The sequence below is a fragment of the Cecembia calidifontis genome (assembly GCF_004216715.1).
Classification (GTDB): Bacteria; Bacteroidota; Bacteroidia; order Cytophagales; family Cyclobacteriaceae; genus Cecembia_A; species Cecembia_A calidifontis.
On the sequence record NZ_SGXG01000001.1, the window covers coordinates 4592501 to 4604961 of the forward strand.

Here is a 12461-nt window from a genome sequence, read left to right on the forward strand (position 1 = left end):
ATTGAATGGGCTGAAGGCCTCCAGTCTAAAAACATGGCCGAGGGATGTTCCAATAAACCTTTAAGTTTCTCTACTCCATCTCCCAAAAAATAAACATTCCCTTGATTGAGGTATTCAAGAAAAGGATTACCCGTTTCAATTACCTTTGGGGAAAGTTTTTCTAAAGACTTTAATTGATAATCATAAACAGCTGTATAAACCTCCATCCTTCTTGCATCCAACATGGGTATAATGCTTTCACCCTTTTTGGTAAAAGGCTGGGCCCTTTTTGCCAATGCCATCAGGGTATCTACCCCTATCAAGGGTATATCCTGCGCAAAGGCAAAACCTTTTGCCACTGAAACCCCAATTCTCAAACCGGTGTAAGAACCGGGGCCTGAGGATACAGCCACAGCCCTCAAATCCCCTGATTCAAATCCCGTTCTTTTCATCAAATCCTCAATCAGCAACATCAGCTTCATGGAATGCACATTTTCCTGATGAAGTTCGATTATACCTGTTAACTTTCCTGATTCATGCAAAGCAACAGAGCAAACCGATGTGGAGGATTCTATGGACAAAATCAAAGCCATTTTAAATTTACCTCTTTACAGATGCTGTCAATATCTTTTGGATTTCATTTTGGTTAGCCAGTACCCTGATGGCCTCCTTAATTTCAGCATCATTTTTTAGGGATGCCTCCACTACCCCTTCCTGATAGTAATACCTTGAAACCAATTCCTCCCGTAAGGCCTCCCTGATCTCCGATTGATGGGTGATAAGATCCTGTTCCTTACTGTGGTTAACTTTCTTTTCAAGCTCATCGATCAGACTTTTGATCTCATCAAAGTAAGGCTCTCTTTTGGCATATTTCACCAAATCCTCTAGACTCTTTTCAGTGTAAGTAGTATAGTCATACTCTTTATCCTCCAGCCAAGCTACAAAATCCTTGTACAATTTGTCATCAATATCAAATTCCCTCGGAGGGGCAATCTGCTCTGTTTTGCGGAAGAACTCATTACCATATCTGAAAATAAGATTTCTGGCGACCAAACTATAAGTAATAGGAGCAAAAGACTTAGGATCTACTTTCAGATCAGGTTCAATACCTGCCCCATCCAATACAATTCTGCCATTTTTAGTCTTGAACTCATTTCTTAAGGAATCAGGAACAGAGTTGGAATTCCCATTTTCGTCTTTTTTACTATAGTCTATGGCCTGAATACACCTGCCGCTTGGGATGTAGTATTTAGCAGTAGTAACTTTGACCTGAGAATTGTAGGAAAGGGGAACAGTGGTCTGAACCAGTCCTTTTCCGAAAGTTTTTCTTCCTATCAATACTGCCCTGTCATAATCCTGGAGTGCACCTGCAACAATTTCAGCCGCAGAAGCACTTCTTTCGTTGATCAAAACGGCAATTGGGATATCCTTATCAACAGGAGACTTTGTAGTTTTATACACCACATTCACGCTCTCTATTTTACCAATCGTTCTTACCACTTCTCTTCCTTTGGGAATAAAGAGATTGACGATTTCTACCGCTTCTTTCAGAATACCGCCCGGATTATCCCTTACATCGAGAACCAATCGTGTAATGCCTTGTTGTTTTAGATCCAAAAAGGCTTTCCTGACATCGGCAGCAGCATTGGTCGTGAAGTCAGTAAGCTTGATGTAACCTGTTTGGTCATCGATTTTACCATAATAAGGAACATTACTGATGACGATTTTCCTTCTGATTAAATTTACGGAAATGGTATCATCTCCTCTTTTGACCTGAACAAAAACAGGGGTATTGGCAGGACCTTTCAACAACCTGGAAATTTCCGAGGTATCCTTTTTCCTGACATCTACAGTGTCTACTTTTAAAAATTCATCCCCGATCCGGAGACCTCCTGCCTGGGCCGGAAATCCCTTGTAGGGCATCAGGACCATATTGACACCGGTCCTGTTACCGATCAAAGCCCCCACTCCACCATACTCCCCTGTTGTCAACAGCCTGAAATCATCAGAATTTTCTTCAGGTATAAATTCGGTGTAAGGGTCCAGCTCTTCCAACATGGCACTGATCCCAACACTTACCAAATGATCAGGATCAATTTCATCCACATAATAGGAATCGAGCTCCCTGATAAGGGAGGCGAAAATATCAAGGTTTTTCGCTATGGCAAAAAGCCTGTCATTCTTGTTGATGAAAGATAAGAGCAAACCTGCTGAAAGCATCACAGCAAGTATTATTGCAAGCGGTTTTCTTTGGTTGAGTCTCATGAATCGGTATTTGAGGATTGCTGGGTCTCTGCTATTTTGGAGAGAATTTTAATCATTTTTTGTTCTATCACCTGAAATGTAGCAATTTCAGAGGATACATAAATCAGACCAATTATTTTCTTTGTCCTAAGATTTGCCAAAATTACAGGCTTATTGAGCCGATAAGCTTCTCTCATCCTTCTTTTGACTAGATTTCGGTCAGTCGCTTTTTTGATCTTCTTTTTTGAAACGGAAAAAAGTACCTGATGGGTTTCCTGGAAATCCTGGGGAGCATCCAAAACCAAAACTTTAAAGGGATATAAAAAAAAAGAGGAACCTTTATCAAAAAGTTCCTTTATTAACTTTTTAGAATGTAATCTTTCATTCTTTGGAAGTCCGAAATTCATTGCATTTTCTTTGACGTATATTAACAATACGAAAGCGAAGCTGCAAGGATTACTTCTTCAATGTTTTTTCAGAAGAAACGGTCAATTTATGTCTTCCTTTTGCTCTTCTGGATTTTAACACTCTTCTACCGTTGGCAGTAGACATTCTAAGTCTGAAACCGTGCTTGTTTCTTCTTTTTCTACGAGAAGGCTGAAATGTTCTTTTCATGACGCTATGCTTTTAAATCTTATTGCTTTCCTAATTCATTCCCCAGAGGATATCCTACAAAAGGACTGCAAAGATAGGCACCTTTTTTTTATTTACAAATGTGACAATTACTTTTGTTTTAGATCATAAAAAAAGAAAATGCATTATCTGATCTCACGTCAATCCCTTTGCTCTCAATTTATAGACATCTGCATTGAATTGAATTGTTTGGCTGGACAGGATATCCACCTTCAACTGGCTGCATGGAGACCTGGAAGATATGAATTGGCAAACTATGCCCAAAAAATCAGAAATTTTGATGTTTTTTTTGGAGGAAGACCTGTGGATTGGTCTAAAAAATCCAAAGACTTATGGCATTTCCAAGCCAATGCGGCAGGTAATTACCAAGTCAAATACCAGTTCTATTGCAATCAAATGGATGCTGGGGGATCTTGGTCAGATGATAGCCAACTTTATTTGAACTTCAGCAATTTTGCCTTTGATGTTCTGGAGAGGCAAGAGGAAGGGATTACAGTGGAAGTTCTCTTACCTGAAGACTACCAAGTTGCAACAGCTTTAGAAAAAAAGGGGAATAAGATATGGAAAGCCCAGAACTATCCAACCTTGATGGACAGTCCCTTTTTGGCATCTGCCACAATGAAACATTTTTCTTACCAAGTGGCCCCCAGTACTTTTCACCTTTGGTTTAATGGAGAAATCCATTTTGACACAGACCATTTATTGGATGTTTTTAGAAAATTCACCGAAAAACAAATTCAGGGATTTGGGGAATTTCCATCAGAAAATTACCACTTCATTTTTCAGTTACTACCTTACAAGCATTATCACGGCGTAGAACATGCCTGCTCCACGGTCATTACTTTCGGCCCTGCAAAATCCCTGAAAGAGAAAAAGGAATTGGATGAACTGATTGGAGTAAGTTCCCATGAACTGTATCACTTTTGGAATGTCTGTAGGATACGGCCAAAAGAACTATGTCCTTATGACCTTTCCAAAGAAACTTATCTGGATTCTGGATTGGTTTTGGAAGGGGTGACCACTTATATGGGGGATCTGTTTCTTGTCAAATCCGGATATTTCTCTCTGGAAGAATACCTCCAAATTCTACAAAAACAAATCCAAAAAGAAATAGACCAGTTTGGCTGGAAAAATCAATCCATCCTGGATTCAAGCTTCGACTTATGGCTTGACGGATATAAAGCGGGTATCCCTGATAAGAAAGTCAATATTTATAATCGTGGGGCTCTAATTTCCCTTTGCTTGGACCTGATATTACTTAAAAATCAATCCTCCCTTAGCCAGGTAATGAAAGTGATGTGGGACCGCTTTGGAAAAACCGGCTTGGGGTATTCCATCCAAGATTTTTTTTGCCTATTAAAAGATGAAAGTGGCGGAGCTCAGGAAATGGGAGAATTTATTGATTTTTTATCCAACAAAAACAAGGATATCCAACCTGAGCTCAAGAAAAAACTTGATTTTGTTGGCGTGGAGCTTTCATTACATTACGATGGAGAAAGCCTTTTGCATCACTGGGGCGTAAGGTGCGATCAGGATGGAAAAATCCTCCAAATACATCCTGAATCCGAGGCATATTTTCAATTGATGATAGGTGATAAAATATTAAACATCAATCAAAAACCATTTGCTTATAAAGCGATGACCTTGGGGAAAGAGCTCCGACTAAAAATTGATCGATTTGGAAGGGATTTGATTGTTCATCTTCAGGAAGAAAAATCAGGACTGTTTTTCCCTTCAGCTACCCTGAAAGAAAGAGAAACAAATCCATTGAGGGCAAAATGGATTGGTGGCCAATAAAATTTGAAACCAGATAACTTCAAAAAAAGAGTCCAAGATGTTTCGAACCTTGGACTCTTTTTAATTTGACGACTATTTCAATCAATTATTTAAACTCATCGTCTGAAAGGGGTTGGTTGAAATGAATGGAAATAACCTTCGCTTCCAGAGCCATAGGCATCATTGGATTTTTAATGGTCATTCTTTTGGGAATCTTCACCCCATCCACCTCCTGATAATCACTATAGGTAATGTCGCCCGTGGCCTCAGAACTGGTCCTTAACTTGAGATTGGTTCTCACAGAATAGTATTCAACCGTTTTTATTCCATTTGGAGCTGTAATAATCAGTTTATGCGCCTGCTCTCCTTCTATATCTTCCGTTCCTTGAAGTTCTAAAGTAAAGCCTAAATCCCTGTAATGATCTTCAGGAAACACATAGGTCTGGGTTTTCATCAAGCTGATCATTTCATCAGGTATCTGTTGTTCCTGCCCCATAGCAACCATTTTACCTTTCCCATTGGCCAGGACTGTCCTGGATGCTACATTTCCCATTACAGACGTTTCCTGAACAAACCGTTCATTTTCCTGATCGGCTATACCTTTGATCTCAATCTTCATTCCCTGAACTTCGGCTTCCATAAACATCACCGAATTCTTGATTTTTGCTACTTTGTCTTTTCCACCAATCGCATCAATATACCTCGAGATTACTTCTTGTGGATCATTTTCTTCCACTACAGTTTTTGCAAGGGGAGAATTGGCATGGGGAGAATTGGCATGGGTAGAGATCACCATCCCTACCATCAAAGCAAGCATTAGAGACAAAAATACTTTCATAAACCTTGGTTTTAAATTTGTTAAATGTAAAAAGAAAAGGGAGAACATTCTCCCTTTTCTATGTAATTATTTGAACTCTTCTTCGGAAATTTCTACATTAAACTTGATTTTTTCCACTTTTGACTCCAAAGGCATGGGTATAGCAGGTGATTTCACCAACATGGACATGGGGTAAAGTACGCCATCCACTTCCTGGTAATCATTGTAAAATGTCTCTCCGGCTTCTGCACTTTCACTCTTTATTTTCAACCCTGAATCTACACTGTAATAATAAGCCTGACTGGATCCAGTTGGATTAGAGATTAAAACCTTATAAGCTTCCACCCCCTCAACATCCCTGATACCATCAAGTTCAACAGAATAGCCCAAATCATCAAAGTGAAGTTCTGGGAAAATGAACATACTCATTTTTAAGGACTCAAACTGTTCATCGGTCAACTCCTGGGTCTGCCCCATAGCGGTAATCGTGGCTTTTCCGTTTTTAATTACTGTATTGCTGGCCACATTTCCCATCATCATTATTTTATTAGAAAAAGCTTCCTTGTTTTCATCATAGGCATACAGCATGTTCAGTTTCATTCCTTGGATTTCCGCAACGGCATCCAATTTTGATGTTTTAATTGCTTTAACCTTGTCTTCTCCACCGATGCTGCTGATGTATCTGGCAATAACCCCAGCAGCAGTGATGTCTGAGCTAATGGCTATCTGACGCTCCGGATCTGCCATATTCGTAAATCTTTGTACCTCACCAAATGCCATCAAGCTTTCTTGAATCACTGACCCATTTCCAACTACGGTAATGTACATGTTGTCCGGTTTCAAAAACTTCTTAGCTGCAGCATTGATATCCTCTACTGTCAAAGCGTTCAATCTTTGAAGGTATGTTGCATAAAAATCAGCCGGCAACTTATACCTTTCCATATTGATCGCAAAATTGGCTATGGTAGAAGGACTCTCAAGAGACCTTCCAAACGAACCGCTCAAATTGGCTTTAGCATCTTCCAATTCCTTTGCGCTGATACCATTGTCCCTCAGGTTTCTGATTTCAAAAATCATCTCATGTATGGCTGAGTCGGTAGCTGTCTGCTTGACACTTGCAGAGGCCCTAAAACTGGTCACCAATTTATCGGAACCGATTGAAGAATAAGCTCCATACGTATACCCTTTATCTTCTCTAAGATTCATAAACAACCTGGAAGAAGAACCTCCACCAAGAATATAATTCAAGACCCTCGAAGCCAAATAATCCGCGTGAGAAAGGCTCATTTCCAACGGATAGGTAATATTTACTACAGACTGAACTGAAGCCGAACGGTCCACCAAGGCAACTGTATTTTTTGCAGGAGCCTGGGGTACCGGATAAGTTTTAGATGGCACATCCCCTCTTTTCCAGGCAGCAAAATACTTATTGACCAAAGTCTCGGCTTCTGATTTAGTGATATCTCCTACTATGGCAAGGTAAGCAATATTAGGTTTGAAATAAGTTTGGTAGTAGGTTTTAATATCATCTACGCTGATGTTGTTGATGCTGGCCTCAGTCTGCATTTCCCCATAAGGATGGTTTTTGCCAAAATTGAGGGCCGAAGCCAATCTGGAAGAGATGGCATTCGGATCGTCCTTGCTTGCGGCAAGACCGGATATGGCTTGCTTCTTGAGTTTGTCCAGTTCCTCTTGAGGAAAAACTGGATTGTAAAGCACATCTGTCATCAATTGAAGGATGGTTTCCTGATGCTTTTTGAGAGAGGAAGCAAAAATAGATGTAGAACTTGCACTTAAAGAAGCACCAATAAAGTCAACTTCCTCATCCAATTGATCCTTGGTCCTATTGGAAGTTCCACCTGTCAGCATCTCTCCGACCATACCCAGCATACCAGCTTTTTCCCCTTCCAAAATGGGATCTCTTTCCAGAACAAGGGAAAAAGCTACTCTTGGCAGTTTATTGTTCTCCACAACAAAAACCTTCAATCCATTGGGCAACATAAATGAATCTGCATTTCCCAATTTTATTTCCCTCGCAGGGGCAGGATCAGGATATTTGGATCTGTCAACCTGGGAAAATCCAGTCTGAACAATGAATATGGTTAGGATGTAAATAAATATCTTTTTCATTTTCATAATTTTAATTGTTGAAAAATCACTCTGTAGTTTGAGCGGATTTTGGAAGGTAATACAACACTACTCTTCCGTCCAGATTTAAGTATTCATTGGCAACGCGCTGGATATCTTCTCTTGAAACTTTCCTGTAAAAACTCAGCTCTTGGTTGATATAATTGGTATCACCAAAGAATACCCTGGCCTCGGCAAGATTTTGTGCAATCCCTGCCATAGAACTATTTTGGCTTACCAGGTTATTTTCAACGATATTCTGCAATTTTTGGAAATCTTTTTCCGAAATCCCCTCTTGCTGTACCTTTCTTAAAAGTACATCCATTTCATTTTCAAGGTCTTTGGGCTCTACGCCCATATTGGCTATGCCATACATCAAAAAAACGCCTCCATCTTCCAGATCCAAGGGAAATGCAGCCACCCCCAAAGCTTTTTGTTGTCTGTCAACAAGCTCTTTGGTCATGAGAGAAGAATTACCTCCTGTCAAATAGGTAGAAAGCATGGACATCGCATAGGCATCCGGATGTGTTTTTGGAGGAAGGTTATAGGCCTGAATGATAGCTGGAATCTGAATGTTGTCATAAACAATATCTCTGATTTCTTCAGTTTTCTTCGGTTCGGCTACATTAGGTCTATAAAATTCTGAGGGACCTTTAGGTATTTCCTCAAAATAAGCCCTTGCCCATTTTTCTGCCTGTTCATAATCAATATCACCGGCGATGGTCAGCGTTGCATTATTGGGCACATAATACGATTTATGAAAATCCATAAACTCCTGCAATTGTGCGGCATCCAAATGCTCCATTGATCCGATGACAGGCCACATGTAGGGATGCTTTGAGAAAGCACGTTTCATGGTCTCCGGCAGAATGGTACCATAAGGTCTGTTATCATAAGACTGCCTTTTTTCTTCCTTGATGACTTCCCTTTGTGTATCTACTCCAACCTGATCTATTTTGGGATGCAACATCCTTTCAGACTCCATATACAAAGCGGTCTCCAATTGATTGGAAGGCACTATTTCATAATAATATGTAATATCATTGGAGGTAAAGGCATTAAGAGTTCCACCAATTGCCTGTATTTTGTTCATATATTCCCCTCTTGGGATATTTTCTGTTCCTTCAAAAAGCAGGTGCTCAAAAAAGTGCGCAAAGCCTGTTCTGTCAGGCCTCTCATTTTTGGATCCAACATGATATAGGACTGATACAGCCACAATCGGAGTGCTATTATCCTGATGCATGATCACATGCAGACCATTGTCCAGGGTGAACTCCCTGAATTCAATCTTGTTTTGCGCTGAAACTGTAAAAGCCAGGAAAAGCCCCAGCATCAGCGAAAAGGTAAACTTTCTCATAATCTATATTAAATTAGTTTAAATATTTTACTCAAATTGCCTTAAAATGTTTTTGTATTCAATGCTTATTTTCCCAAAATAAATACAAGTTTTTTTCTTGTCCTTTGGTATAAGTTGAAACCCTTTTGGGAAAATTCCGCCTGAAGATAGGAGCAATTCCCAAATATCCTTAACATGTGTTTTTAAAAACTCTCATAAAGAACAAGATCACCCCGATTGTGACTGCGAAAAAAAAATAAATTCACCCAACTTGAAGTAACAGGAGATACAATTACAGGCTGTTTGTCCAAATAGACATCCATCACCACGCCAGTAAAATTTATCCCAAAATTCAACTTACATTCGTGGGAAACACCCTCATCATCTTCAAATTTAAAATGATGGGCAGCCCCAAACAAAGAATATTTGCTGGACTTTACTTCTCCATTGACTTTGACCGTATCCTTACCCAACCAGGAGTTAAAGCCCTCATTTTTTTGCCCGTATAAAAATAGCGTACTGAATTTCATCAGGAATTTTTAAAGAATCTAACTCTTCTACATCAAGGACAATCACATCTGCCACCGTTCCATCCCTCTTTAAATCCTTCAACAAATTCTGACCAGTTCAGCCCTAAGTAAATCCCAATACAAAAACAGATAATCAATAAACCCAGTGTAAATTTATTTTTCAGAAGTCCCATTGTATAAAAAGGTTTAAATTGAACAAAAACTAAACAACACCACAATAAAAAACAGGATTCTTAAAAAATCAAATTTAGACCTGAAATTAATCGGATAATTTTATCCAATTTTATTTGGAGGCACTTCTTTTCACTACCAATGTCTGATCAAAAGAACCATCGCCCTGAAAATTCAACATTGAAGAAAATATACAGAAAAAGAAATGAACTTTGTTAATACCTCATCCTGATCCCGATAGCAATCGGTATCAGGATCTCCCAAAGTTTGGGGGAGACCCTTCCTTCGTCAGGGTGACGAGTCCGATACCCTGTCTTTGGTAGTGTGATGAAGGGTCTCCTAAAGAAAAGAAGATCTTTTTCAGTTTAGAGAAACAAGTTATGGATTCAGACGCGCAAGGATTTCCTTGGCTTCATGCCATTTAAGCCTTGGACCAAATTGACTCACAATTTTAGAACTGGCCATGGAAGCCAATTTTCCACTGGAAGCATAACTATGTCCATTGGTGATACCATACATAAAGGCACCTGCAAACATATCACCTGCCCCATTGCTGTCAATCGCAACCGTTTTGTAAGGCTCAATATCAATAAAAGTATCCCCATCAAAAATCATGGCCCCGTTTTTACCCTGTGTAATCACAAAATGTTTGGCCGCCTTTTTCATCTCCTCCCTAGCTTCAGCCAGATTATCCTTTCCCGTAAAAAGCATGGCCTCTTCCTCATTGGCAAAAAGAAGATCCACACTTGGACCGATTACATCCTCAAAGCCCGCCTTGAAATACTTGACCATAGAGGGGTCGGAAAAGGTTAAAGCCACCTTGGTACCGGCATTTTCAGCAATCTTTTTCGCATGTAGCATGGCTTCCTTACCATTGGGGGAAGTGACCAGGTATCCTTCAATAAAAAGATACTTGGAGTCCTTGATGGCCCAATCATTGATATCCTTCACTGAGAAATTTTGGGTGATACCCAAAAATGTATTCATCGTCCTTTCGGAATCTTCTGTTACCATCACCAGACATTTTCCTGTAATGCCTTCCTCGGGGACTTTTCCCTCCAAGCTATTGTCCACTCCTGAATTTTTCAGGTCCTCCAGGTAAAAATATCCCAGCTCATCGTTGGCAACCTTACAGCAGTAATAAGAGCTCCCTCCAAACTGGCTCACAGCGATGACCGTATTGGCCGCAGATCCTCCACATTGTTTCTTTGCCTCTTCGGTATTGATCACTTTCATCAAGGCATTTTGTCGCTCCTCATCTACCAAGGTCATGAGGCCTTTTTCCACATTATTGTCTCGGAAAAACTGATCCGTCACTTTGAACTCAATATCTACAAGGGCATTTCCTATGCCCGTCACATCGTATTTTTTCATGTTTAAGTCTATTTTTTATTACAAGTTGGTTTAATATTTTTCCCCTTTAAGCGGGAGTTGTAATTGTTGTAATTGTTGTAATTGTTGTAATTGTTGTAATTGTTGTAATTGTTGTAATTGTTGTAATTGTTTAAAAAAACCTTTCTTGATAATCAATTTTCAATCACATCACCTTCTTTCTTAGATCTAGCTCTAAGTACCATAATACTTAGTACTTGGTTCAATGTACCATCAATCAAAAATAGGATGCCGTTCAAAAGGTTTTGTTCTATCAAATAAGTAACGGTAAGTGTGATGGGTCTTATAAATCGTAGCATTTAACTGTTCACATACCCGCATCATTTTAGGATTAAAATCACCAATCCAGTTCATCTCAATGGTCTTATAGGGGAAAGAATCGTGCTTGGCAAATTGCTCGTTATAAGCCATAATCATTGCGGAATCAACTCCTTTTCCTTGGAATTCAGGTATCACTCCAAAGACCAACCCAAGCATTTTATTGGGTGGATTAAATGTCTTATGCCACAGAAAATTGAGTTTACCTATCAAGTCCAGTTTACCATTTACATATTTAAATATTTGGTTTATTTCAGGGATATTGATAAAAAAGGAAACAGGTTCGCCTTTGTGAAAACCAAAATAAATCAATCGTGGATCCATGATGGGTTTCATTTTTCCAAACATCAACTGTGTTTCCCTTAAGGTCAAGGTCTTGCCCATATGACGGGACCAAGCCTTATTATACACGTCCATGAAATATTGTGGGGCTTTTTCTTTAAGCTCCTTTCCTTGGATATGCCTAAATTCAAAATGAGGATCTTTTAGAATTTCATTGGCTCTGGCAATCATCTTTGGATCAAAGCCGACGCCCCGCACGGGTCTCATATAAGTGAATTGTTTGAAATAAACCTGGAAGCCATATGCTTCAAAGAGGTCTTTGTAGTAGGCAAAATTCCAGGGCATATTGTAATTTGGAGGGGAAAATCCTTCCACCAAAAGCCCCCACCATTTATCACGCTCCCCATAATTCACTGGGCCATCCATGGCTTGCATTCCTTCTGATTTCAGCCATTCCTTGGCCGTATCGAATAGAAGGAATGCTGCTTCCTGATCTTGAATACATTCAAAAAATCCAATACCCCCTGTGGGTTGTTTTTCTTTCCATTTGGGATGAAGAAATGCTGCAATTCTACCAATGGTTTCTCCTTTATGATTCAAAAGCAACCAGCGCTTGGCCTTCCCTCCTTGCCTGAAAAGTTTATTGAAATCTGGGTTAAAAATACCCTGAATATCCTTGTCTAAGGGTCTGATCCAGTTTTTTTCATTCTTATAGAGCCTGACGGCCATTTCCAAAAATTCCTTTTCTTGGGCTGGAGTAGTAACTTCTACTATTGTCATCTGATCCTATCTTTACGGCGGGTAAAAATAGAAATTTTATTTGGGAAATGAAGAGGCAAAGAAAAACTGTAGAACC

11 protein-coding genes (1 of these 11 cut by a window edge) are annotated in these 12461 nt (G+C 39.6%); 1 reads left to right on the top strand and 10 read right to left on the bottom strand.

Going from position 1 to position 12461, the window contains the following annotated elements; genetic code table 11:
- The 4 genes in view from tsaB to rpmH are tightly spaced (at most 49 nt apart) and all read right to left on the bottom strand, a layout consistent with a single transcriptional unit that may run on beyond the window.
- Positions 1 to 572, bottom strand: partial view of a tRNA (adenosine(37)-N6)-threonylcarbamoyltransferase complex dimerization subunit type 1 TsaB gene (gene tsaB / locus BC751_RS19840; RefSeq protein ID WP_130277129.1) — the 5' portion only. Its footprint begins 121 nt before the window's first position; 572 of the gene's 693 nt are visible here — the first part of the coding sequence; the start codon lies at positions 570 to 572; its stop codon lies off the left edge, out of view.
- A 7-nt stretch (positions 573 to 579) separates the two neighbouring features.
- Positions 580 to 2244, bottom strand: coding sequence for a S41 family peptidase (locus BC751_RS19845; protein WP_130277130.1), 1665 nt, complete (start codon positions 2242 to 2244; stop codon positions 580 to 582).
- The gene (rnpA, locus tag BC751_RS19850; protein ID WP_130277131.1) at positions 2241 to 2630 is read right to left on the bottom strand and encodes a ribonuclease P protein component; all 390 of its coding nucleotides are present in this window, start codon (positions 2628 to 2630) and stop codon (positions 2241 to 2243) included. The genes BC751_RS19845 and rnpA overlap by 4 nt, the downstream gene beginning before the upstream one ends.
- A 49-nt stretch (positions 2631 to 2679) precedes the next feature.
- Positions 2680 to 2838 carry a 50S ribosomal protein L34 gene (rpmH, locus tag BC751_RS19855; RefSeq protein WP_009032742.1) on the bottom strand — a complete coding sequence of 53 codons (159 nt, stop codon included), beginning with the start codon at positions 2836 to 2838 and terminating at the stop codon, positions 2680 to 2682.
- Positions 2839 to 2976: 138 nt separating this feature from the next.
- On the opposite strand from rpmH, the gene BC751_RS19860 reads away from it, so the two are divergent.
- Positions 2977 to 4653: a M61 family metallopeptidase gene (locus BC751_RS19860; RefSeq protein WP_130277132.1), complete on the top strand. Its 1677-nt coding sequence runs from the start codon at positions 2977 to 2979 to the stop codon at positions 4651 to 4653.
- Positions 4654 to 4738: 85 nt separating this feature from the next.
- Here BC751_RS19860 and BC751_RS19865 read toward each other — a convergent pair whose 3' ends face one another.
- The 6 genes from BC751_RS19865 to BC751_RS19890 all read right to left on the bottom strand — a co-directional run bounded on the left by BC751_RS19865 (position 4739) and on the right by BC751_RS19890 (position 12385).
- Positions 4739 to 5470, bottom strand: coding sequence for a LolA-like protein (locus BC751_RS19865; RefSeq protein WP_242617548.1), 732 nt, complete (start codon positions 5468 to 5470; stop codon positions 4739 to 4741).
- Between the two features lie 66 nt (positions 5471 to 5536).
- Entirely contained in the window at positions 5537 to 7579 is a 2043-nt protein-coding gene (locus BC751_RS19870; protein ID WP_130277134.1) for an insulinase family protein, read from the bottom strand.
- 25 nt (positions 7580 to 7604) lie between these two features.
- Positions 7605 to 8933, bottom strand: coding sequence for a M16 family metallopeptidase (locus BC751_RS19875; RefSeq protein ID WP_130277135.1), 1329 nt, complete (start codon positions 8931 to 8933; stop codon positions 7605 to 7607).
- A gap of 182 nt (positions 8934 to 9115) precedes the next feature.
- Positions 9116 to 9442 (bottom strand): hypothetical protein, encoded by a 327-nt coding sequence (locus BC751_RS19880; protein ID WP_130277136.1) that lies wholly within the window; start codon positions 9440 to 9442, stop codon positions 9116 to 9118.
- A 549-nt stretch (positions 9443 to 9991) separates the two neighbouring features.
- Positions 9992 to 10987: an adenosine kinase gene (locus tag BC751_RS19885; RefSeq protein WP_130277137.1), complete on the bottom strand. Its 996-nt coding sequence runs from the start codon at positions 10985 to 10987 to the stop codon at positions 9992 to 9994.
- 231 nt (positions 10988 to 11218) lie between these two features.
- A complete protein-coding gene (locus BC751_RS19890) occupies positions 11219 to 12385 on the bottom strand; it encodes a hypothetical protein (RefSeq protein WP_130277138.1) in 1167 nt (388 codons plus the stop codon).
- Positions 12386 to 12461: the final 76 nt, after the last annotated feature.

Coding starts and splice junctions, on each gene's coding strand:
- BC751_RS19845 (WP_130277130.1), bottom strand. CDS start 2,244: ATGAGACTCAACCAAAGAAAACCGCTTGCAATAATACTTGCTGTGATG.
- BC751_RS19890 (WP_130277138.1), bottom strand. CDS start 12,385: ATGACAATAGTAGAAGTTACTACTCCAGCCCAAGAAAAGGAATTTTTG.
- BC751_RS19870 (WP_130277134.1), bottom strand. CDS start 7,579: ATGAAAAAGATATTTATTTACATCCTAACCATATTCATTGTTCAGACT.
- BC751_RS19875 (WP_130277135.1), bottom strand. CDS start 8,933: ATGAGAAAGTTTACCTTTTCGCTGATGCTGGGGCTTTTCCTGGCTTTT.
- BC751_RS19885 (WP_130277137.1), bottom strand. CDS start 10,987: ATGAAAAAATACGATGTGACGGGCATAGGAAATGCCCTTGTAGATATT.
- BC751_RS19865 (WP_242617548.1), bottom strand. CDS start 5,470: ATGAAAGTATTTTTGTCTCTAATGCTTGCTTTGATGGTAGGGATGGTG.
- rnpA (WP_130277131.1), bottom strand. CDS start 2,630: ATGAATTTCGGACTTCCAAAGAATGAAAGATTACATTCTAAAAAGTTA.
- BC751_RS19860 (WP_130277132.1), top strand. CDS start 2,977: ATGCATTATCTGATCTCACGTCAATCCCTTTGCTCTCAATTTATAGAC.
- rpmH (WP_009032742.1), bottom strand. CDS start 2,838: ATGAAAAGAACATTTCAGCCTTCTCGTAGAAAAAGAAGAAACAAGCAC.
- BC751_RS19880 (WP_130277136.1), bottom strand. CDS start 9,442: ATGAAATTCAGTACGCTATTTTTATACGGGCAAAAAAATGAGGGCTTT.